Origin of the sequence: Methylocystis sp. (assembly GCF_046349115.1) — a bacterium.
GTDB lineage: Bacteria > Pseudomonadota > Alphaproteobacteria > Rhizobiales > Beijerinckiaceae > Methylocystis.
The window spans coordinates 106,029-127,363 of sequence record NZ_JAXMCX010000007.1 but is presented as its reverse complement, the minus strand read 5'-3'; the positions used below and the strand labels follow the sequence as shown (position 1 = coordinate 127,363).

General features: G+C 63.8%; 25 protein-coding genes. 10 read left to right on the top strand and 15 right to left on the bottom strand.

Translation table 11 applies throughout. From position 1 onward, the window contains the following. Positions 1 to 186 (top strand): DUF2023 family protein (locus tag U1E20_RS15725; RefSeq protein WP_409981567.1); only part of this gene is annotated, 186 nt, incomplete at its 5' end. Positions 187 to 225: 39 nt separating this feature from the next. Here U1E20_RS15725 and U1E20_RS15720 read toward each other — a convergent pair. The 4 genes from U1E20_RS15720 to argH all read right to left on the bottom strand — a co-directional run bounded on the left by U1E20_RS15720 (position 226) and on the right by argH (position 4,095). After that, positions 226 to 1,098 (bottom strand): alpha/beta hydrolase, encoded by an 873-nt coding sequence (locus tag U1E20_RS15720; RefSeq protein ID WP_409981566.1) that lies wholly within the window; start codon positions 1,096 to 1,098, stop codon positions 226 to 228. Beyond that, on the bottom strand, positions 1,095 to 1,961 hold the full coding sequence (locus U1E20_RS15715; protein ID WP_409981565.1) for a tetratricopeptide repeat protein: 867 nt from the start codon (positions 1,959 to 1,961) through the stop codon (positions 1,095 to 1,097). The genes U1E20_RS15720 and U1E20_RS15715 overlap by 4 nt, the downstream gene beginning before the upstream one ends. Before the next feature lie 140 nt (positions 1,962 to 2,101). After that, positions 2,102 to 2,713, bottom strand: coding sequence for a thiamine phosphate synthase (locus U1E20_RS15710; protein WP_409981564.1), 612 nt, complete (start codon positions 2,711 to 2,713; stop codon positions 2,102 to 2,104). Further along, positions 2,713 to 4,095 (bottom strand): argininosuccinate lyase, encoded by a 1,383-nt coding sequence (gene argH / locus U1E20_RS15705; RefSeq protein WP_409981563.1) that lies wholly within the window; start codon positions 4,093 to 4,095, stop codon positions 2,713 to 2,715. The genes U1E20_RS15710 and argH overlap by 1 nt, the downstream gene beginning before the upstream one ends. Before the next feature lie 87 nt (positions 4,096 to 4,182). On the opposite strand from argH, the gene tlpA reads away from it, so the two are divergent. Further along, on the top strand, positions 4,183 to 4,851 hold the full coding sequence (gene tlpA, locus U1E20_RS15700; protein ID WP_409981562.1) for a thiol:disulfide interchange protein TlpA: 669 nt from the start codon (positions 4,183 to 4,185) through the stop codon (positions 4,849 to 4,851). Between the two features lie 102 nt (positions 4,852 to 4,953). After that, complete coding sequence (locus tag U1E20_RS15695; RefSeq protein ID WP_409981561.1) at positions 4,954 to 5,388, top strand: GlcG/HbpS family heme-binding protein; 435 nt, start codon at positions 4,954 to 4,956, stop codon at positions 5,386 to 5,388. 6 nt (positions 5,389 to 5,394) lie between these two features. Here U1E20_RS15695 and U1E20_RS15690 read toward each other — a convergent pair whose 3' ends face one another. After that, entirely contained in the window at positions 5,395 to 5,877 is a 483-nt protein-coding gene (locus U1E20_RS15690) for a hypothetical protein (protein ID WP_409981560.1), read from the bottom strand. A 172-nt stretch (positions 5,878 to 6,049) separates the two neighbouring features. Between U1E20_RS15690 and U1E20_RS15685 the strand changes: the two genes are divergently transcribed. Further along, positions 6,050 to 6,535: a peroxiredoxin gene (locus U1E20_RS15685; RefSeq protein WP_409981559.1), complete on the top strand. Its 486-nt coding sequence runs from the start codon at positions 6,050 to 6,052 to the stop codon at positions 6,533 to 6,535. A gap of 179 nt (positions 6,536 to 6,714) precedes the next feature. Beyond that, a complete protein-coding gene (locus U1E20_RS15680; RefSeq protein ID WP_409981558.1) occupies positions 6,715 to 7,041 on the top strand; it encodes a hypothetical protein in 327 nt (108 codons plus the stop codon). On the opposite strand, the gene U1E20_RS15675 is transcribed toward U1E20_RS15680, so the two are convergent. Together U1E20_RS15675 and U1E20_RS15670 are read right to left on the bottom strand one after the other, a co-directional pair. After that, positions 7,017 to 8,033 (bottom strand): alginate O-acetyltransferase AlgX-related protein, encoded by a 1,017-nt coding sequence (locus tag U1E20_RS15675; RefSeq protein ID WP_409981557.1) that lies wholly within the window; start codon positions 8,031 to 8,033, stop codon positions 7,017 to 7,019. The two genes, U1E20_RS15680 and U1E20_RS15675, sit on opposite strands and share 25 nt — an antisense overlap. Further along, positions 8,030 to 9,184, bottom strand: a complete 1,155-nt coding sequence (locus U1E20_RS15670) for a class I SAM-dependent methyltransferase (RefSeq protein ID WP_409981556.1) — start codon at positions 9,182 to 9,184, stop codon at positions 8,030 to 8,032. Before U1E20_RS15670 ends, U1E20_RS15675 begins: the two co-directional genes overlap by 4 nt. A gap of 156 nt (positions 9,185 to 9,340) precedes the next feature. On the opposite strand from U1E20_RS15670, the gene U1E20_RS15665 reads away from it, so the two are divergent. The 3 genes from U1E20_RS15665 to U1E20_RS15655 are packed head-to-tail and all read left to right on the top strand — an operon-like array spanning position 9,341 to position 11,631. Continuing rightward, positions 9,341 to 9,619, top strand: a complete 279-nt coding sequence (locus tag U1E20_RS15665; RefSeq protein ID WP_409981555.1) for a hypothetical protein — start codon at positions 9,341 to 9,343, stop codon at positions 9,617 to 9,619. A 3-nt stretch (positions 9,620 to 9,622) separates the two neighbouring features. Beyond that, positions 9,623 to 10,393, top strand: a complete 771-nt coding sequence (locus U1E20_RS15660; RefSeq protein WP_409981554.1) for a hypothetical protein — start codon at positions 9,623 to 9,625, stop codon at positions 10,391 to 10,393. Beyond that, positions 10,390 to 11,631: a GSCFA domain-containing protein gene (locus tag U1E20_RS15655; protein WP_409981553.1), complete on the top strand. Its 1,242-nt coding sequence runs from the start codon at positions 10,390 to 10,392 to the stop codon at positions 11,629 to 11,631. The genes U1E20_RS15660 and U1E20_RS15655 overlap by 4 nt, the downstream gene beginning before the upstream one ends. Here the strand turns inward: U1E20_RS15655 and U1E20_RS15650 are convergent. The 4 genes from U1E20_RS15650 to mutL form a co-directional block, all read right to left on the bottom strand. Continuing rightward, on the bottom strand, positions 11,536 to 12,432 hold the full coding sequence (locus tag U1E20_RS15650; RefSeq protein ID WP_409981552.1) for an ABC transporter permease: 897 nt from the start codon (positions 12,430 to 12,432) through the stop codon (positions 11,536 to 11,538). The two genes, U1E20_RS15655 and U1E20_RS15650, sit on opposite strands and share 96 nt — an antisense overlap. A 175-nt stretch (positions 12,433 to 12,607) precedes the next feature. Then, on the bottom strand, positions 12,608 to 13,282 hold the full coding sequence (gene msrA, locus U1E20_RS15645) for a peptide-methionine (S)-S-oxide reductase MsrA (protein ID WP_409981551.1): 675 nt from the start codon (positions 13,280 to 13,282) through the stop codon (positions 12,608 to 12,610). Between the two features lie 11 nt (positions 13,283 to 13,293). After that, complete coding sequence (gene msrB / locus U1E20_RS15640; protein ID WP_409981575.1) at positions 13,294 to 13,824, bottom strand: peptide-methionine (R)-S-oxide reductase MsrB; 531 nt, start codon at positions 13,822 to 13,824, stop codon at positions 13,294 to 13,296. A gap of 73 nt (positions 13,825 to 13,897) precedes the next feature. Then, complete coding sequence (gene mutL / locus U1E20_RS15635) at positions 13,898 to 15,676, bottom strand: DNA mismatch repair endonuclease MutL (RefSeq protein WP_409981550.1); 1,779 nt, start codon at positions 15,674 to 15,676, stop codon at positions 13,898 to 13,900. Positions 15,677 to 16,066: 390 nt separating this feature from the next. On the opposite strand from mutL, the gene U1E20_RS15630 reads away from it, so the two are divergent. After that, positions 16,067 to 16,303, top strand: coding sequence for a type II toxin-antitoxin system RelE/ParE family toxin (locus U1E20_RS15630; RefSeq protein WP_409981549.1), 237 nt, complete (start codon positions 16,067 to 16,069; stop codon positions 16,301 to 16,303). Further along, positions 16,293 to 16,622 (top strand): helix-turn-helix domain-containing protein, encoded by a 330-nt coding sequence (locus U1E20_RS15625; protein ID WP_409981548.1) that lies wholly within the window; start codon positions 16,293 to 16,295, stop codon positions 16,620 to 16,622. Before U1E20_RS15630 ends, U1E20_RS15625 begins: the two co-directional genes overlap by 11 nt. A gap of 55 nt (positions 16,623 to 16,677) precedes the next feature. Here U1E20_RS15625 and U1E20_RS15620 read toward each other — a convergent pair whose 3' ends face one another. The 4 genes from U1E20_RS15620 to U1E20_RS15605 all read right to left on the bottom strand — a co-directional run bounded on the left by U1E20_RS15620 (position 16,678) and on the right by U1E20_RS15605 (position 21,007). Beyond that, positions 16,678 to 17,166, bottom strand: a complete 489-nt coding sequence (locus U1E20_RS15620; protein WP_409981547.1) for a hypothetical protein — start codon at positions 17,164 to 17,166, stop codon at positions 16,678 to 16,680. 294 nt (positions 17,167 to 17,460) lie between these two features. Then, positions 17,461 to 17,925, bottom strand: coding sequence for an NfeD family protein (locus tag U1E20_RS15615; protein ID WP_409981546.1), 465 nt, complete (start codon positions 17,923 to 17,925; stop codon positions 17,461 to 17,463). Positions 17,926 to 17,929: 4 nt separating this feature from the next. After that, on the bottom strand, positions 17,930 to 18,922 hold the full coding sequence (locus U1E20_RS15610; RefSeq protein WP_409981545.1) for an SPFH domain-containing protein: 993 nt from the start codon (positions 18,920 to 18,922) through the stop codon (positions 17,930 to 17,932). 291 nt (positions 18,923 to 19,213) lie between these two features. Next, positions 19,214 to 21,007 carry an extracellular solute-binding protein gene (locus U1E20_RS15605; RefSeq protein ID WP_409981574.1) on the bottom strand — a complete coding sequence of 598 codons (1,794 nt, stop codon included), beginning with the start codon at positions 21,005 to 21,007 and terminating at the stop codon, positions 19,214 to 19,216. Between the last annotated feature and the right edge of the window lie 328 nt (positions 21,008 to 21,335).

Genomic DNA, 21,335 nt, shown 5'->3' with positions numbered 1-21,335 from the left:
TTTGGGCGGCCGGCCTTCGTCGCCGTGGCGCGCGCCATCGTCACGCGTCCGCTCAATGCGCTCACCGCGGAGGAAGACTTCATGCTCGGCACGCTGCTCGGCTATGACCGCGAACAGCAGTGCCATCGCTTTCTCACGCGCTCCGGACGGGGCATGCCGGACGACATGCCGCTCGCGGCCGAATGAGTGGCTTACCCGACGCCAAGCGCGCGGCAGACGCCGGCTCTATGCCACGTGCGCCTTCAAGAATTTGATCGCTTTCGCGCGCGACTCTTGCGCTTCGGGGAGAAAGCTCATTAGCTGCCATGCGTGCGGCACGCAGGGCCACATTTCGAGCCATGCGTCGACGCCCGTCTGCCGCGCGCGGGCGACAAGCCGCGTCGAATCATCCCTCAGCGCTTCATCGGCGCCGACATGAACGAGCATCGGCGGCAGGCCGGAAAGATCGGCGTAGATCGGCGAGGCGAGCGGCTGTCGCGCGCTCTGGCGTCCCAGCGCCGCGCGCGCCCCGAGCAATATGTCCTTGCGCGTGAACAAAGGGTCGCGCGCTTCATTCTCGCGCATCGACGCGCCGGTTGCGGCGAGATCGACCCAAGGCGAGGACAGCGCCGCCGCGACGGGCGGCCTCAGGCCTTCGTCGCGGATGCGCAGCATCAGCGAGACCGCTAGCCCGCCGCCGGCCGAATCGCCAACGATGACGAAAGGCCCGGGCCGTGTCTCGACGAAGATTTTGTAGGCGCGCAGCACATCTTCAAGCGCAGCGGGAAATACATGTTCGGGCGCAAGCCGATAGGCCGGCGTGAAGACATCGAAGCCGGCGCGGGCGAATGCGCGGGCGGCGTAGCGAAAGAGCCGCGGCGACCCAATGAGGAAGGCGCCGCCGTGAAGATAGAACAGCGTCGCGACCGCTTCGCTCGAAGCGTCAATCCAGTCGCCGGGAACTTGCGGCGCGAAGGGCGCGCGCCGTTCGGGAGACAATCTTTCGACGATCGCCTGAAGGGCGCGCACAGGCGCCGTCAGCGACTGAACATGCGGCTTCACGAAACGTCGAAGAAAGGCGACGGTCCGCCGCGTCGCCGCGCTTGCAGCGCTGCTCATTTGCTTTCGGCGGGCTTGTGCGGCTCGGACGCGTTCGAAAGATAATCGAGCGAAGGATCGTTCAAGCCGGCTTCGCGCGACTTGTCGCGCCACTCTCGCGCTTCGGCGAGATTGATGTCGACGCCGAGGCCCTGGGCAAGAACGAGGCCCTGGGCAAGAATATGCGCGAGGCGATTTTGCGCCACGGCGTTGCCCTTCGCCGCGGCTTTGCGAAACCATTGGACCGCGGCGGCGCGGTCGCGAGTCACGCCGACGCCATTGAATTGCAATACCGCGAATTCGACCATCGCCGGCGCGAAGTCGAGTTCGGCGGCGCGCTTGAACCAGTCAGCGGCGACGCGCTCATCCTTGGCGACGCCTCTGCCGGTCTTGTAGAGAACGCCAAGCGCATAAAGCGAATCCGCGTTTCCCAGCTCGGCGGCGCGCTTGAAATAATCCGCCGCTCTGCCGAAATCGGACGGCGCGCCCTCGTTTTCGAGCGCGAGTTCTCCCAGAAGATGCAAGGCGGCGGGGCGATCCTGCGCCGCCGCCTTTTCGAGATAGGCGCGCGCGACGGCCCGGTCCTTCGGCGCGCCGGCGCCATTGAGCGCCGCGGCGCCATAGAGATAGGCTGCTTCGCCGTCGCCGGCGTCGGCGCCCCGTTTGAACCATTCCATCGCGACGGAAAGATCGCGCGCCACGCCGGCGCCTTCGAGGTAGAGCTGGCCGACCAGCGTCAGCGCCGCGGCGTCCTTGGGGTTGGCGGCGATGCGCTTTTTTGCCTCCTTCATCGCCGTCGAATAGTCGCCGCGTTGATAGGCGCCGAAGGCGAGATCGGGCGCCGGCGCATCGGCCGTTGCGCTCCATGAGATTGCGGGCGTCAATAAAAGCGCCACGCAGGCCGTCATTGCGAGCGAAGTGACGAAATCCAGCATCCGCCGTCCGGTTCGTGGATTGCTTCGGCGCTTCGCGCCTCCCAATGACGCGTGCGTTTTAGAAGAGCCGGGACGCGTTTGAACAGCGGTCATTTCCCTTCTCCCTTGAGCCGCGCCAGCGCCTCAGCGACAGCCGCCGCTGGCCCGCGCGCGTCGCGCCAGACGGCGTCGTCGAGCAGGATGAAATCGGCGCCGGTCTCCGCCAGCGGCGCGATATCGGCGAGCGTTGCGGCCCGGGCGACGCAGGGCGTGTTGAACAGCTCCGCCCACCAGCCGACGCGGTCGATTAGCGCGTTGCGATCGACATCCGAAAACATCACATAATCCGCGCCGGCTTCGCCCGCGCGCATCGCGTCGTCGCGGGTTTCAAGTTCGCCCGCGCCGACGATATAGCGCGGCGAGAGCTTCTTGATCGCTTCGGCGAGCGCGTCGCCGCAGCCCGAAACATGCGCGCCGTCGGCGCCGGCGCGCAGCGCGACATTGGGCGCCGCGGCGACAAGCACCGCCACGTCCTTTTCCTGCGCCGCCGGCGCGAGGGCGCGAATGATCGCCTCGTTCGTGCGCTCGTCCGCGCCAGCAAAACGAATGAGCAGGCTCGCGACGTCTCCGGCCGCCAGCGCCTCGTTCAGCGCAGGCGCGAAACCCGCCGCCTCAGTGAGCGGCGGAGTGGCGAGGTAGAGTCGCGGCGCGATGTCGTCCATCAGGCGTTCAGCCTGTCGAGCCAGGCCAGCGCCGCGGCGCGCACATTGTCGGGCGCCGTTCCGCCATAGCTGTTGCGGCTCTGCACGGACTTCTCGACTCCAAGCACCTCGAACACTTCGGCGCCGATGCGCGGCGCGACGCTTCGCATCTCTTCCAGCGTCAATTCTTCGAGCCCGGCGCCGCGCGCTTCGGCGAGCGCGACGATGCGGCCGGTGACGTGATGGGCCTCGCGAAACGGCAACGACAGCGTACGCACCAGCCAATCGGCGAGATCGGTCGCGGTGGCGTAGCCGGCGCCGGCCGCCGCCTTCATCCGCGCGTGGTCGACGCGCATGTCGCAGACCATGCCGGCGATCGCGGCGATGCAGAGCGACAGCGTATCGAGCGCGTCGAAGGCGCCCTCCTTGTCCTCCTGCATGTCCTTCGAATAAGCGAGCGGCAGGCCCTTCATGACGACGAGCAGCGCGACGAGCGCGCCGATCACCCTTCCCGATTTGCCGCGCGCCAGTTCGGCGGCGTCGGGGTTGCGCTTTTGCGGCATGATCGACGAGCCGGTGGTGAATTTATCTGATAGCGCCACGAAGCCGAATTGCGGCGTCGTCCACAGCACGAGCTCTTCGGCGAAGCGCGACAGATGCGTCGCGCAGATCGCGGCGGCGCTCAGCGTCTCCAGAACGAAGTCGCGATCGGAGACGCTGTCGAGCGAATTCGCGGTCGGGCGATCGAAGCCGAGCGCTTGCGCTGTCATTGCCCTGTCGATCGGAAAGCTCGTGCCGGCAAGCGCCGCCGCGCCGAGCGGACATTCGTTGAGTCGCGCGCGGGCGTCGCGGAAGCGCCCCCTGTCGCGCGCGATCATTTCGACATAAGCGAGAAGATGATGGCCGAGCGTCACCGGCTGCGCCGATTGGAGATGGGTGAAGCCCGGCATGACGCTTTCAGCCTCTTCCAGCGCGCGGCGCGCGAGCGCGCGCTGAAGGTCGGCAAGCTCAAGATCGAGCGCGTCGATTTCATCGCGGATGTAAAGGCGGAAATCGGTCGCCACCTGATCGTTGCGCGAACGCGCCGTGTGCAGCCGGCCCGCCGCCGGCCCGATCAGTTCGGCAAGCCGCGACTCGACATTCATGTGAATGTCTTCGAGCGCCCGCGAAAATTCGAAACGCTCATGCTCGATGTCCGCCTTGATTCGCTCCAATCCGCCAGCGATCTTCGCCGCATCCTCGCGCGAAACGATGCCGGTTTCGGCCAGCATGGCGACATGAGCGAGCGAGCCGCGGACGTCCTGCAGGCCGAGGCGCTTGTCGAAGTCGATCGAAACATTGATCGCCTCCAAAACCTTGTCGGTTGCGCTTTTGAAGCGTCCGCCCCATATCTTGCTCTTCATTTTTAGCCTCGGAGCCTGCGCCTGATGCCCAAACCGCCGCCGCCCCCGCGATCGTTCCTGTTTGTCGCGAAGGCGGCCTTTATCACAATGGCGGCAGCGGTGGCGTTTCTATACGTGATCGGCAGCATGGGCGGCAAGAAACCGCCCGAGCCGTCCGGTGGCGAAGGCGTGCGCGAGGGCGGAATGATTGAGCCAACCGCAGCGCCCGCGACCGGCGGGGACCCCGCTTGCGCCGCCTCGGCCAAGATCGCTCCCGAGCTGAAGGACCTCGCCAAGGGCGAAGTCGCGGCGATGAATATCGCCGCCAAGCCGCGACCGCTTCCTGACTACGCCTTCAAGGGGCCGGACGGCGCCCCGATCAAGCTCAGCGCCTTCAAGGGCAAGACGACTCTCCTCAACATTTGGGCGACTTGGTGCGTGCCCTGCCGCGCCGAAATGCCAGCGCTCGATAAATTGCAGGAATCGTTCACGGGAAACAATTTCGAGGTCGTCGCGATCAATGTCGATACGACGCGTCTTGAACGGCCGAAAGCGTTTCTCGCCGAATCCGGCGTCAAATCGCTGACCTATTACGGAGATCCCAAGGCCGACATTTTCTTCGAGATGAAGCAGGCCGGCAAGGCGCTGGGCCTGCCGACCACGATTCTGATCGGCCCCGACGGCTGCCAGATCGGACTGATGAACGGCCCCGCCGCCTGGGACAGCGCGGACGCCAAGGCGCTGATCTCCCGCGCGCTGGAGACCCCCCAAAATTAATCGCCGCGTCTGATCGCGATTGTCTGTGTCCCCTTGACCGGCGGGGGCCTCGGCTTCGCGCCGAGAGCGGCAGCGGCAATATTATGAAAAGGAGATCGGCGAATGCATGTATCGATCGAGCAAGCGCACAAGGCGATTGACGCGGCGCGGCGGAAGGCGTTCGAGCTCAAGACCCAGATGTGCATCGCCGTCGTCGATTCCGGCGGCGTGCTAAAGGCGTTCGAGAGGATGGACGACGCCTGGGTCGGCAGCATCGACATCGCGATGAAAAAGGCCAAGACCGCCGTGTTCTTCGGCATGCCGACCGGTCAGATCGGCAGCCTGTCGCAACCCGGCGGTCCGCTCTATGGCATCGAACATTCGAACGACGGGCTGATTACCTTTCCCGGCGGCCTGCCGATCGTCGACGCCGACGGCGTCATGATCGGCGCCATCGGCGTCAGCGGCTCGTCGGTCGAAAACGATCACGCCGTCGCGCAGGCGGGCGTCGGGACGCTCGGCGTTTGCGATCTTCCCGAACATCCCTGGCGCACCTGATCGGCGCTAATCGCGGCGATGCTTCTTGGCCTTTTTCCGCTTCTCTCCAGAAGGCGGCGTCGCGCCTGATTGCTGACCCGGTTCGACCGGCGTTGCTGCCGGCGGCGAGGAGTCGGCGGGCGGAACGGCCTCCGATTCCGGCGTTGGCGCGACATCCATGGGACCGGGAGGCGGCGCGCTCTCCTCCACGGGCGGCGCGTCGGGAGGCGCCGGCGGCGGCGGCGAACGCGAGGCGGCGAGCCACCAAGAGGCGGCGGCGAGCGTTAAAATAGCGAGCGCCACCAGAAAGGCGATCGCTCCGCCGCCAGCCCCGCCGCGTCGTGGCGGCGGCGGATCGCCGTCGGACGCGCCGTCCTTCGGCGCCTCGCTCTTCGACGCGCGCGCGAGCCCGGGCGGTCCAGGAGGATGGGGTTGCTCGCCGCGATACTGACTCCATACCCATGCGGCAGGCGGGGACCTGCCGTTGTGCTCATTTTGAGAATCCGACATCAGTCCGCCCTCCCAAGACGCATCATCCGCGCCAGCGCTGCGCGCGCATGTTGACTCGCCGCCGCGACGCCGACAAGAGCGGCTGCAAGCGCTTCCCGCAGCCGACGCGACAGGAGGGCGGGAACTGCGCTATCTTGACTGAGCCTCACCTTAGACCGGAGCGAGATTAGGCATGACCATCAAAGCTGGAGATCGACTTCCCGACGTGAAGCTCACCGTCATGGGCAAGAATGGACCAGAGCCGGTCAACACCAAGGATTATTTCGCGGGACGCCGGGTGGCGCTGTTCAGCGTCCCAGGGGCCTATACGCCGACCTGCCACAAGAAACATCTGCCGGGCTTCATCGCCAAGGCGGAGGAAATCAAGTCGAAAGGCGTCGACGCCGTGGCGGTCACGGCGGTCAATGATATTTTCGCGCTCGACGCCTGGGTGAAGGACTCCGGCGGCGGCGGAAAGATCGAGGCGCTCGCCGACGGCTCGGCATCCTTCGCTAAAGCGCTTGGGCTGGAGCTCGATCTCACCGAGCCAGGGCTTGGCGTGCGCGGCAAGCGCTATGCGGCGCTGATTGACGACGGCGTCGTCAAATGGATCAATGTCGAGGAAAATTCCGGCGAAGCCACCGTTTCAACCGCCGAAGCGACGCTGGCTCAATTATAGGATTCGAATTGCGAAAGGCGCTGCCTTGCCTGATCGAAGGCCAGATTCGTCGATAAGGCGCGCCAAGACGGCCCGTCGCGACCCAATCGTCGAGACGAGGCGCTCCTCGAGCGCCAAGGAGCGCGCGTCATGAACGCGCGCGCTGGTTTTCGCTTCATCGCTAGCGCCGGGCGTTTCCGATGACGCAAGGCGTTCGCGGCGACGATGTCGAAGCGTTAAGAGCGCTGCTGCTGGCGCTGGAGAACGTTCAACGTTCGCCGCCAGAACCGATTTTCGTCGCCGTCGGCGAACTGGCGGGGCTCCTGCAGAGATCGCGCTCACAGATCATCGAGGGCCTCGATGCGCTGGCCGACTTGAAATTCATCGAAGGGCCCGGCGCCTATCGCGAAAGCGACTGGCTGTTTCGTCGCCTGACGCGCCGCGGCGAGGCCCTGGCCGAATTGATCCGAGACCCCGACGACTGGCGCGAGGCGCTTGAGATCTACGCGCCGTTCTTGGCGCGCTGATTCTTGGCGTTTCGATCCTTTCCGCGCTGATCCCATCTCGCCCGAACGCGACGCCACTTCGCCGCGACTTCCCGGCGTTGCGCCTTGACGAGCTGGCTGAGCTCCGTGCGCCAAAGATTGAACCTGTCGTTCGGCGCGAGCGCCATGTAGCGCTCGGCGATCTGCGTGATAACGATATCCGGCTTCACACGTTCGACGAGCCGCCAGTCGACATTGGCCGACCAGACAAAGACGACCTCGCTCGCCGTTTCGGCAAGCTGCGCGGTCAGGCGGTCATGTCCGACGCCGGCGAAGGAATCGCCGAAGAGCAGGACCCGAACCTTGTTGGGCGCTTCCCTGTTCCTGTAAACGACATGCGCGCCGACATGGATGTCGCCGCCGTGCAGCGGATTTTCGAGGATGCGCGCGACGGCGTTGGCGTAGACGCGTTCAGCCGACTCGATCCAATCGATTTCGCGAATCTTCTCCCACCGCGGCGGATCGATTTTGCCGCCGAGATCCATGATTTTGTGAAGCGTGTTGCATGGGCGGCGGGACAAATCCTGATTCGGCGCCAACTGAAGCGCTTCGCATAAGAGGCGATAGGCGAGCAGACTGCCTTCCGGCGTCCAATGCGTGTCGCTGCGCCAGTAGAGCTCGACCTCGTCGCGCCGCGCGCGCATCGGCCAGACGAGATCGACCCATCCGGCGGCGCGCGCCTCGCCATGAAAAAGCTGTTGCAGGCGGATTGCCGGCGCGAGATCGACATTGACCAGCGGCGTCGCCTGTTTGTGCCCGTAGATCGTCAGTTTTTCCGGCGCGATGAGATGGGCATAGGCGATGCCGAGCGCGTCGCAACGACGCTTGCGTTCGAGAATCGCGTCGCGCCACCGGCGCAGATTCGTGTCCGGCAGGTGCCCGCCGTTACGCTCATAGAGCGTCGTGACGAAATTCGATCCGCCGGTGAGGAACAACCATCCGTCGCGGCCTTCATGAATGATGAGTTTGGTCACGGCGGCGAATTCGCGATCGGCTTAGCCGCGGCGTCCGCCGCGGGCTTGCGCGCGTACAGAATGGTCGCGGCGGCGAGTTCGAAAAGCTTTTCGCGCGGCAATTCCCGCGCCCAGGGCTTTTCGAGCAGCGGGCCGGGATAGGCGATCAGATCTTCGACGCGCGTGCGCAGGAACTGCTTGCGCGCGCGCGGCGGCAGACCTTGCGCCCAGGATCGCAATTGCCAGGCGATCGCCCAGACCGGATGCGTGGGATTGGTGACCTCCTGACGTTCGATGGTCAACCGACCTTCGAAAAGCGTGCGCAGTCCCTCATGCGTCATATTGAAATAGTGATGCGGATAGCCGTGCAGAGGCTGAAGAAAAGGCACGCAGCATTTCAGCCAGCCGCCGGGCTTGAGCACGCGCGCGATTTCAGCGGCGCAACCAAACGGATCCTTCACATGCTCCAGAACGGCGATCGAGATGACGCCGTCAAAGGCCCCATCCCTGAACGGCAGCCGATGCGCCGCGCCGACGACGTCGGTCGTCGCATAATCCATCATCTCGAAATTCACGACATTGCTGTAATACACCGGCCGGTAGCCGGCGCCCACGTCGAGGATCAAGCCGTCGGCGAGACCTTCGATCCATTCGACGGTTTCATCGTCATAGCCGTTCTCGCTGATCGGCATGTCGTCGTCGCCGGCCTCCGCGCGGAACGCCGCGTCGTCGGAAAATATGAATTTGCCCGAATTCGACAGCGGCGTTTCGGGGTCGAGCAGCAGCGGCCGCACCGCAGCGAGCTTTCGCGCGCGCAGGGCCGGGATGTCGCTCGCGCGCCGCTGGCGGCGCCCCTGGACGCGGCCGAACGCATCGAATTGGGCGCGCCCAGAGGCGAATTGACCAAGCTCGATCGCCCGCCGCACGTCGGGATTCGCCGCCAGATAGCGCGCCTCGTCGAAGTTCTCCAGCGTCGCGGGCTCGTCCTCGGCGACCTTCTGCCGGCGGCCCTCAATATGGCCGAATTTCCTGAAATGACTCCATCCCGACCTGATTTTGCCGAGGCGAACCGCCTCAGCCACGTCGGGATTGACGGCGAGATAGGCTTGCTCGTTGAAGGTTTGCGGCGTTGGCGTCTCTTGCAGCGCCACCGACTCGAGGGGATTTTTCATACAGACGGCGAGATGCTACTCAATAGTCGGCCCGCCGGATTGTTAGCACAGGCGGCGGAGCGCGAAAACCGCATTGGAGCATCTGCCCTGTAGCATAGCCCGACTCATTGCCGGCGCGACGCCTTTCTTCCGATCAACCTCGTTTCGGAACCATTCATGAAGTCCAGCAGCGACCAGATCGATCCAGCAGGAGAGGCGCCGATCGCCGTCGAAGCCTTCTATCGATACGGCTATGAAGGTCGTCGGATGCTCGCTATACGCGCGCCCTTCGCGATGGGCGCCGACGGCGCGGACATCATCGGACGCGCCATCGAAGCGAACGGGCGCAGCTACGTCGTCGTTTCGATCGCGCGCCAAATATCAGGGCCGATCCATTTGGGCGAGCCGTTCGGCGTCGAACTGCGCGGCGATATTCGTGAAGAGTCCGCGGCCTGAAAGATGACCAAGATTTTGGGACTTGGGCACAGCCATATCGTGGCCATCGCCAAAGGATGTTACGAGCTGCAGCATCAGGGATTTAAGCTCGGCGGCGCGCGGCTCGTTTCGCGTTTCGTCTATCTCTACGATCCCGAACTCACGCCGACGCTGGAGGAGGAGAGCGCTTTTTCGCGCCTCAATCCCCGCCTTCGCGGCATCATCGAAGAGGAGCGCCCGGACGGGATCGTATTGTCGGTCGGCGGCAACGAACATATTGCTCTTTCGGTAACGCAGCCCAAGGAGCGTTTCGACTTCATTCTCGGCGCCGAGCCCGACCTCGATCTCGAGCCCGGCGCCGTGGTCTTGCCTGAAGCCGCGATCCGCGAGACGCTGCGGGAAAAAATGACGCCAACTCTTTTGACCATCGCGGCGATCCGGAAGGAAACCAGCGCGCCCATCGTATGCATCGAGCCGCCGCCGCCCTTGCCGAACTCGCGGGTTATTCAGTGTCCGCAAGAATTTTTCCGCAGGTCTTTCGATCCGCGCCGACTCTCGGGAGACGTCTTTCGCTATAAGATGTGGCGCACGCAGTCCGCGCTCTATCGTGAAATCTGCATGAGAGAGGATATGCTTTTCGCCGCCGTGCCAGCCGAGTTCATGGCTCCGTCAGGCGTGTTGGCGGAGATCGTCTGGGGGGCCGACGCCTCTCACGCGAATGCGCTGTTCGGCCGGCGGATGATCGAAGCCGCCGCCCGGCTTATTGAGCCTCGGCTCGGCGATGGACGGCAATGAAGACGCATCCCTATTCGAAAACTCCCGATTACGCGCTTTGGCGCCGCGCGGTCGCGGAAGTCGCTCCCGGCGAACTTGATCCGGTCGTGCAGGCGCCTTTCAGGCTCGGCGTTCGCGAAAAAATCGCCACCGCCGGAAGCTGCTTCGCCCAGCACATCGGCCGCTATCTGAAGTCGAGCGGCTGCAACTATCTCGTCACCGAGGCGCCGCACGCCTTCGTTAGCCCCCAGGCGGCCGACGCGCTCAACTATGGGCTTTATACCGCGCGCTACGGCAACATTTACACGAGCCGGCAATTACTGCAGCTCTTTGAGCGCGCTTATGGGCGATTCACGCCGAAGGAAAACCACTGGCTCGAACGCGGCGGACAGGCGATCGATCCGTTTCGGCCGCAGATTCAGCCAGGGGGGTTCAATTCGGCCCGCGAACTCGATTACGACCGGGAGCGCCATTTCGAGGCGGTGCGCAAAGCGTTCGAAACGCTCGACCTGTTTGTGTTCACGCTCGGTCTGACCGAACTTTGGCGTTCGCGCGAAGACGGCGCGGCCTTTCCGCTCTGTCCGGGGGTCGCGGGCGGCGACTACTCGCCGGCGCGACATGAGTTCGTCAATCTTGGCGTCGACGATGTCGTCGACGACATGACGGAATTCATTCGCGGGTTGCGCGCCGTCAATCCCGCCGCGCGGATCATTCTGACCGTCTCGCCGGTGCCGCTCGTCGCCACCGCCGAGGCGCGACATGTGGTTGCATCGACCATGTATTCGAAATCGGCGCTCCGCGTCGCCTGCGATGTGCTTTCACGCTCGCTCAGCCAGGTCGCCTATTTTCCTTCCTATGAGATTGTCGCCGGGGGCTATGCGCCGACGGATTATTTCGCTCCGGACCGGCGAAGCGTCACGCAGGAAGGGGTGGCGCATGTCATGCGGGTGTTCGAACGGCATTTCATCAAGCGCAACGCCGCCGGCGAAGCGTTGCGCGGCGCCTTGCGCACGCTTGGTCCGATGCGTTCCGCGCCGGTCGAAGACCCGATCGCCGCGGCGATGCGCCTGATGTGCGACGAAGAGGCTCTGTCTCTGGCGCAAATCGAAACGGCGTCGGGGAACGAGGCGCCGCCGCAAACCGAACAGGCGCCCAAGAACGCGTCAGCTGAAGATCTTGCCGCGCAGGAACCGCTCGCCGACAAGCCCGAGCACCAGGCTGATTCCGCCGACCCAGTAAATCAGCGGCTTGTTGATTAGTTCGGGATCATAGCTCGCGTAATAGGCGGACCGCATCCATTCGATGAGCTGCGCAAGAGGATTATACACCAGATATTCCCGGACATAGGGCGGTATCGCATCGGGCGGGAAATAGGCGCCCGACGTTACATAGAGGCCAGCCATGGAGAGGGTAAAAAACGTCAGAAAGTAACGCCCCAGAATCGCGCCCATCACCACGTTGAGAATTCCGAGTCCGATGCCCAGAAAGACGGCGGCGCCGATCACTTTTGACGCTTCAGCCACATCGGTCGGCAGGATGTCGACATCGAACAGACTAACGGCGAATATGAACACCGCGAGCACGATCACGGCGTTGACCGTTTCGAGGATGCATCGACCAAAAATGAGATGCACCGGCTGAATGACCGGTATGTTCAACAACTGACGATTCTGTTGAATGGCCTGCGCCAACATTCGCGCCGGATAGAAGCACAAAATGTAGGGCACGATGGCGGTCCCCACAAATATTGTCGGGCTATCGCCAATAGGCGCGACCGAAATCCTGACCAGATAAGCCAGCGTGATGATGCTAATATGCGCCAATGGCCAGGCGATCGCCAGCAAATAGCCGATATGATTGTTTCCAAAACGCGTGCGCATGTCTTGGATCAAGACGGCGCGCATGATGCGGCGAAACACCGCGAGCTGGTCGCCGAGCCTCTGGCGGCGCTCCTCCAGACGCGAGTTAAGGGCCAAGCTCGTCACTTTAGCTGCTCCGTCGTCCGTGCAAAGCGAGAAATTTCTCGGGAGATCGGCGCAATAATGCCCGAGCCGCGCCACGCTGCACTACGCGATCGGCGTTTTGGTCGCCTGCGACACGCCGCTGTTTGAGCGGTTAGCCGTCAAAGGAGACGAAATTGTGATGAGCCGCGGCATGGAGGCGCAGGCGACGTCTTTGGCGCGAACGCCGCCCGCTCCCGCGCGCGCCAAGCGACGCTCTCTTGAACGGCGGCGTTCAATTGGTCAGCGCCGGACTCTCGCGATAGAGCGACGGGAAGAGCCGCTTGAGATTGTCGATCTTCGGCAGATCATTATAGACGATGTAAGGCTGCGTCGGATGGCGGACGAGATAGTCCTGGTGATAGGCCTCCGCCGGATAGAACGCCTTCAGCGGCTCGAGCGTGGTGACGATCGGCGCTGAGAAGACCTTTGCGCCGGCGAGCTGCGCGATATAGTCGCGCGCGAGTTTTTCCTGCCCCCCGTTCGCGACGAAAATCGCCGAACGATATTGCGCGCCGATGTCGGGCCCCTGGCGGTTGAGCTGCGTCGGATCATGCGCGACGGAAAAATAGACGCGCAGCAATTCGCCAAGACTGACCTTCTTCGGATCGTAAGTGATTTCGACCGCTTCGGCGTGGCGCGTGTCGCCTTGCGAAACCTGGTCGTAATGCGCCGATTCCCTCGCGCCCCCCGCATAGCCGGAGACCGCGCGCGAGACGCCCTTGACGCGCTGAAACACGCCCTGCACGCCCCAGAAGCAGCCGCCGGCGACGACGAGTTTTTGCTCGCCCCCAGTCGTCGACTGCGGATCATAGAACGGGGCGGGCAAAACAACCGCGCGCTCGGCGGCGCCGGCGCGCAGGGGCGCGACAATGACCAGCACGGCGGCGAGAATGATGGCGAGTCTCATCACAATCCCTCCTAGGACTGACCGCGCCCGACAAAACGCAGCGCGACGCCGTTCATGCAATAGCGCAGCCCGGTTGGCCGCGGCCCGTCGGTGAAGACATGGCCGAGATGCGCGTCGCAGCGCTTGCAGGAGACCGCGACGCGTTTCATGCCGAAGGTCATGTCGGCGCTTTCGGCGATATTGGTTTTTGATATCGGCGCGAAGAAGCTCGGCCAGCCGGTGCCGGAATCAAATTTGGTTTTCGAATCGTAAAGCGCCGTGTCGCAACCGACGCACCGATAGAGTCCGTCAGCGTGATTGTCCCAATAGGGGCCGGTGAAGGCGCGTTCGGTGCCGTCCTGGCGAGTCACTTCGAATGCCAGCGGCGAGAGCTGTGCGCGCCATTCCACCTCAGACTTGACGATTTTCTCGACGCGCGACGGTCCGAGGCTCCTGCCGTTGGCGTCGAATGTCTCAATCTCGACCGTTTCGGCGGCGGCCCGCGCTTTTGGCGCGAAGGCCATCAGGACGGCGCAAGATAATAGGCTGCGGCGGTTCACGATCGCCTCCTGCGTTTTTGCTTTTATTCGCGCGCGGGCCGGAAAGGTTACGTAGACGCTCGCATTTTTTGCGAGATTACTTGCGGCCGAAGAGCTTTTCGATGTCGGCGAGCTTCAGCTCGATATAGGTCGGCCGGCCGTGATTGCACTGGCCGGCGCCGGGCGTCGCCTCCATTTCGCGCAGCAGCGCGTTCATTTCCTGCGCCGACAGCCGCCTGCCGGCGCGCACCGAATGATGGCAGGCGCAGGTCGCGAGCACATGATCGAGCTTTCGCGAAAGTCCGCGCGAATCGCCCTCTTCGGCAAGAAGATCGGCGATGTTCTCGACAAGACGCTTGCTGTCGACTTCCCCGAGCAGCGCCGGCGTCTCGCGCACCAGCACGGCGCCCGGGCCGAAGGGTTCGAGCGCAAGGCCGAGCGCCGCAAGCTCGCCAAGCGCCGGCGCGAGCGCATTCATCCGCAACTCGTCGAGTTCGACGACGGCGGGAATCAGCAGGATTTGCCGCGCGACGCCGCTCTCCTCGCGCTGGCGTTTCAGCTTCTCGTAAACGATGCGCTCATGGGCGGCATGCTGGTCGACGATGACGAGCCCATCCTGCGTCTGAGCGATGATATAGGTTTCGTGCAGTTGCGCGCGCGCCGCGCCGAGCGGCGAGTGGGATTCCGACTCGGGCGCCTCATGCGCGCGGGCGTCGGCCAACGGCGGGCCGGCGTCGAAAGCGGCCTGTGGCGTTTCTTCAAAGCCGGACGGCGCATAGGGCGAGCGCGCGACGCTCCAATTCGCCGGCGGCGGGGCGGAATATCGCGCGCCATTGCCGCGCATGAGCGCGTCGATCGCCGCGCGGGCGTTCGTATTGGCGCTGCGGCCGCTCTTTTCGGCGAGCGCCTGTTTCAGCGCGCCGACAACGAGCCCGCGCACGAGGCCGGGATCGGCGAAGCGCACTTCTGCCTTCGCCGGATGGACATTGACGTCGACGATGCGCGGATCGCAGTCGATAAACAGCGCAACGATGGGATGGCGGTCGGCGCTGAGAAAATCGAGATAGGCGGCGCGAATGGCGCCGGCAAAGAGCTTGTCGCGCACCGGCCGGCGATTGACATAGACATATTGCAGCTGGGCGTTGCCGCGACTGTAGGTCGGCAAACCTGCAAGGCCAAAGAGGCGCACCCCGTCGCGTGCGGCGTCGAGGTCGAAGGCGTTCGCCGCAAATTCCTCGCCGAGAATTTGCACAATGCGCCGCGCCTGATCGGCGCCGCAGGCGGGATAATCAAACAGCGCGCCGCTGTCGGCGGAAAGCGCGAAGCGCGCCTGCGGATTGGCCATGGCGAGGCGCTTGACGACATCGACGATCGCCGACGTCTCGGTGCGCTCGGTCTTCAAGAATTTCAGCCGCGCCGGCGTCGCCGCGAACAGCGCGCGCGCTTCGATTTTTGTCCCGCGCGGCCAGGCGCAGGCGGAAAGACCGCGCTTGTCGCCGGCTTCGACCCGGATGGCATAGCCGTGCGGGGCGCCCTCGGCGCGGGTCTCGATCGACAGATCGGCGACTGCGGCAATCGACGGCAGCGCCTCGCCGCGAAAGCCGAGCGTGGCGATAGCGGTCAGATCGCCGTCAGGGATTTTCGAGGTGGCATGGCGCTCGATCGCGAGCGCGAGATCGCGCTCGTCCATGCCGCATCCATCGTCGATGACGCGGATCAGCCGCTTGCCGCCCGCTTCGATCGCCACATCGATGCGCGTCGCCCCGGCGTCGAGCGCATTCTCGACCAGCTCCTTGACGGCGGAGGCCGGCCGCTCGACCACTTCGCCGGCGGCGATGCGATCGACGAGAATGGGATCGAGGCGGCGAACGGGCATGGGCGGATCGGCTCAGCAGGCCAGGGTTTTGTGAAGTATAGCGGCTTTGGCGGAACATTCGACATGACGGACCGCCATATCAAGCAAAGGGTTACCCCGAATGGCGGAAAGGGCTCGGGCGGATTGCCTGTGCAATCTGATTAAGGACAACCATCCTCGCCCCCATGCTGAGGAGGCGATCGATCTCGGATGTTTCCGAGATCGACATTTAGATGCCCAAGTCGCGCAAGCGCGACTTGGGAGGAGCCGTCTCGAAGCACGAGGGCGAGTTCCAGAGCGCGCAAGAAGGGTCTCCTCGTCCTTCGGGACGCAGCCTTCGATCTCGGGCTTGCCCGAGATCGACATTAAATTCGCAAGTCGGGTAAACCCGACTTGCGGCCGCTCCTCAGGATGAGGAGACCCTTCGCCCTGATCGCCCTTGGCGGATTTGACGCCATCATCCCCTACCGCTTGAAGGAGCGAAGCATTTTTCTCTACGGCTTCGCCAAGAACGAGCGGGACAATATCGACGCGGAGGATTTGGAGATTTTGAAAGGACTGGCGCGGCAATTTCTGCCGCTGCGCGCAGCGGAGATTGCACAGGCGATCGAGGAAGGCGAACTCATTGAGGCAGAGCATGACGACTAAGGCCAGAAAGAAATTTCGCAGCAAAATCGCCGAAGCGGCGCATGAGACGGCAAGCGGTCTCAATCGCATCGGCCTCATCGACGCCAGGACGATGCGCGAATTCGACGCCGCGTGCCTCACCACGATCGAGCCGCTGACGGGCAAGCAAATCCTCGCGCTGCGCGAGCGCGAAGGCGTCAGCCAAGGCGTGTTCGCCCGCGTGTTGAACGTCAAGCCGAAACTGGTGAGCGAATGGGAACGCGGCGAAAAGAAGCCAAGCGGCCCCTCGCTGAAGCTGCTTTCAATCGTGAAAGCGCGCGGTCTTGAGGCGATAATCTGAGCGCGAAAGGTCTAGCTTTTGCCAGACGCGTAACGTTCGTTAAGGAACTTCCCGCTTATCCCCGCATGTGCTCCAAAATTTGAAGAATTCGGAACGCCGGATTGTTAGAATCTGACGTTGACTCTTTCGCCAGCTCGCGAAGAGACCTGACTGCGTCGCTGTAGTCTTCGTTGATGAACAATTGCAATCCTTCGAGTAACTTGAGCTGGTCAACAAGCCCCCGCCGAACGACGGGCGACCAAAACATGTAATTTGGTGCAAAATCACTCAAATAATTCAAAGCGTAAGTTTTCTGGCGCTCATATTTATCCGTAATTTTCCTTACTGTGCTGTCACCGCTTCGACCAATGAGCAAGCCATCCAAATGGGTTGTGACCTCACACAGGAATTCCTTACGGTTAACAAAGTCGAAACCAATTACGTCGAGTTCCCCAAGACCTGAAAGACCGCCACCGGGTGGCCGTGTATTATAGTCAACGACACTGCATTTTAGGACAAGCCTCAAGTATGCGCCAACGAGATACTCTCCCATCTCAGTAGCCATCACTTCCCCATGTATTTATTGCGTGAGTCATATCGTAAGCCGCGAAATCGTGCTGCACGAAATATTGAGCCGACGCGCGAATTCAGCTTGCGTTGCGCCTCCTTCGGCAAGCGTCTCCTCGCGCCGATGGCGGGTGAGCTTTGGCGGTCGCCCCAAGTGAACGTCCCGCACCTCGGCGCGTGCGGGCGCCGGCGCCAGGCGGCCCCGCGAGCCTTTCCGTGCGGTTCGTGAACGTCAATCGAACAACGTGCTTCGTGGGACGACAAATCCCCTCCAAGTCCATCTTTGCGATTTTCAGGACAGCGGCGTCAGCACCAGCGCCAGATTTTCCACCGCGACCACCCGCGCCCTGGCGCGGGGCGCGAGGCTTTCGACGGCGGCGTCTTCGCTAAGCCGCGCCTGCCATTCGACGCCCGACCAGAAGATGACGCCGTGGGTTTTCGTCACTTCATGGGTCGTCGTCACCTCGCGGCCGATCAGATCGCTACTTTTGTCTTCTTCGATGTCGGCGTTCTGAAACCGCTGCAGCGGCTTCCTGCCGACGATGGCGATCATGAGGCTGGCGCCGGCGACGATCGCCGTGGTTTCGACGAGCGACGGCCGCCAGCCGGTGATGTAAAGAACCGCGCTCGTCAACAGCGCGCCGACCGCGACGAACATCGCCGGCGAGAGGCCGATCACCACAATGTCGAGGCCGAGCAGGATGAGGCCGGCGATCAGGCTCGCATTGGCGGGATCGTAGAGAAACGCCGGCTCCATGCGCTTATTCTCCCGTCTGCCAGGGCTGGGCGCGGCGCTCCCGCGGCTCATTCGCCGCGCCGCCGGCGTTGACCATTTTGAGGACCGCCATCGCCTTGGCGAGCCAGCCGGCGGGGTCGGCGCCGTCGCCCATCAGCACCAGCGAATTGCCGGCCTTGGCGAGGCGGCCATATTGCTCGATGGCGCTTTTCGCGACTTCAAGCTGCACCGCCTGATCGCCGCCGATCTGGGTGATCTGCGCGCGCACCAGTTCGATCGCCTTGGCTTGGCCTTCGGCGCGCAGGATCGCCGCCTGTTTCTCGCCCTCGGCGCGATTGATTTCGGATTGTTTGACGCCTTCCGATTCGAGGACCGCGGCGCGCTTGTCGCGTTCGGCCTTCATCTGCCGCTCCATCGACTGGCGCAGCGATTCGGGCATGGCGATGTCCTTGATCTCATAGCGCGTCACATGCGCGCCCCAGAGCTGCGCCGCGTCGGAGACGGCGCGCACCACGCGTTCGTTGATCTCGCTTCGATTCTCGAAGGTCTTGTCGAGCTCCATCGAGCCGATCGCCGAGCGCATCGAGGTCTGCGCCAGATTGATGATGGCGCGGCGAATATCCTGCGCGCCGTAAGCCGCGTCCTTGGCGTTGACGATCTTGTAATAGAGAATCCCGTCGATGGTGACGGTGGCGTTGTCCTTGGTGATCGCGTCCTGCTCCGGCACGTCGATCACCTGTTCGCGCAGATCGAAGGCGTAGGCGACGCGCTCGACGATCGGCCAGACGAAATTGACGCCGGCGCTGAGCGTGCGGTTGTAGCGCCCGAGCCGCTCGATGACGAGCACGGTCTGCTGGCGCACGAAGCGCACCATCGTCGACAGCGCCAGCAGCGCGACATAGGCGAACCAGAACAGCGGATTTTGGAGGAGGCCGATCGGCAGGCCGAGATTGAAGGAGCGATCGAGGAACAAGAGGCCGATCGCGACGGCGCCGACGATAAAAAGCGCGAAACCCATGGAACTCTCCCCTGGACAACGGACGGCCGGAGGCCGAGCGCGCTGCTTAGCCGACGTCGCCGGTCCTCGTTGTGCGCCGCCGCATGCGGCAGCATCATGAGAGCCGCGCGCGCCGAGCGCAATTCGATGGCGGGGCGAGACCAGCCGGTCCGCTCACGGGTCTCGCCGGGCGCCACGATCGAAAGCCCAAAGCGGACCGCGAGCCTCCAGGCTCGCTTGCGTCTTTCGCGCGCCTGGAGGGGCGCGGTCCATTTTTGTTTGCGCGCCAGGAGGCGCGCGGATCATGCGCGCTCAATGGTCGCGTCGCCACCAGCTTTCCAGCGTCGGGCCGAACATCGGCGAGGCGTAGCGCGGCAATCGCGCCGGACGCACGATGTCGGTCGAATGCGCCAGCCATTGTTCGGAGGCGTGAAACAGCGGCACGAGATAAAAGCCGGACAGCAGCACGCGGTCATAGGCGCGCACGGCGGTGACGAAATCGTCATGGCTCTTCGCCGCGAGCAGAGCGGCGATGAGCGCGTCGATCGCCGGCGATGACGCGCCGGCGAGGTTGAACGAGGCTTCCTGATTGGCGCTCGCCGAGCCCCAGCGCATGCGCTGCTCATTGCCCGGCGAGGCCGAGGCGATCCATTGGCCGATCATCATGTCGAAATCGAATTTCTGGCGCCGGCGCTGATATTGCACTTCGTCGACGAGACGCACGCGGGCGTCGACGCCGATCCGCTGCAGCGACGAGGCATAGTTGAGCGCCAGCCGCTCCTGATTGCGGTCCTTGACCATGATTTCGAAGGAGACCGGCTCGCCATTCTTGCGCAGGGCGCCGCCCTCGATCGCATAGCCGGCGCGCTCCAAGAGATCGAGCGCGCGCTTCGCCATCTCGCGATCGCGGCCGGAGCCGTCATTTACCGGCGGGCGCCAGCGTCCCTCCAGAATGTCGGCGCGCACCGCGTCAGGAAAGGGCGCGAGCAAAGCGCGCTCGGCGGCCGACGCCGGGCGGCCGGAGGAGGACAATTCCGATTGGTCGAAGAAGCTTTTGGTGCGCGTATAAAGTCCGGCGTAGAGATTGGCGTTGATCCATTCGAAGTCGAACATCATGCCGAGCGCTTCGCGCAGCCGGATATCCTTGAACATCGGCCGGCGCATATTGAAGACGAATCCCTCCATGCCCTTGGGCATGTCGTTCTTCAGCGTCTCCTTGACGACGCGCCCGTCGGCGACCGCCGGGAAGTCATAGCCGCTCGCCCAGCGCGTCGTGCTGGTTTCGTCGCGATAATCGAGAAGGCCCGCCTTGAAGGCTTCGAACAGCGAATTGCCGTCGCGGTAGTATTGAATGTCGACCTCGTCGAAATTATTGAAGCCGCGCTGGCTCGGGAGATCCGCGCCCCAATAGTCCTTGTTGCGGCGCAGCAGGAGCCGCTCGCCGACCTTGACGTCGTCGATCACATAAGGGCCGGAGCCGATCGGCTTGGCCAGAGTCGCGTCGGCAAAGCGCTCGACGTCGGTCGCATGTTTGGGCAGCACCGGCATGATCGCCAGAATCAGCGGCAGCTCCCGGTCGCCGACGCCGGTAAGATCGTAATGCACGGTGTGGGCGTCCGGCGCGTCAATCGATTTGACCAGCCCATAGGCGATGCGTTGCTGCGGCCTGCCCTTGGTCTTCAGGAGTTCGAAGGAAAACAGCACATCCGCCGAAGTGATCGGCTGTCCGTCGGAAAAGCGCGCCCGCGGGTCGAGATGGAAGGTCACCTGCGCGCGCGCCGAATCAATGTCGATCGAGCGCGCGATCAGGCCGTAAAGGGTGAAGGGCTCGTCCAGCGAACGGGCCATCAGGCTTTGGAAAACATTGCCGACAAGCCCCTGCGCCGCGCTTCCCGATTTGAGATTGAACGGATTGAGGCTGTCGAAGGCGCCGGCCACGCCGACTCGAAGCCTGCCGCCCTTCCGGGCCTGCGGCTCGGCATAGGGGAAGTGATCGAAATCGCTTGGCAGGGCGGGGGCGCCATGCATGGCGATCCCATGCGTCGGGCTGGGCGCGTCGGGGACGGGGGGAGACGGGACCGCGCCGGCGCAAGGCGCGGAAATCATGAGCGACAGGGCGAAGCTGAGGGCGCGGCGCCCCCGCATGCGCTGCTCGCCGCCGCCGCCGGCGGGGCGTTTCGCGGGTATCGGGCGAATCTTCATCGGCGGACCATATTCCAATGTCCTGCCGTCAGAAGCGAGTCGCGCCTAAGTTTTTGGCGATTTTTTTGCGACGGATGTGCAAAAAAATGCGCCCTCCCCAAGCATTCAACGCGCCGTTCGGCTGGAATTTACTGCTGCGACCATGTAAGAGCGTTGCCGTCGCCTCGTCGGCGTCGCGCAATCGCGCTGGAACACGGGCTGGTCAAGTTCCACGGCGCTTTGGCGCGAAGGC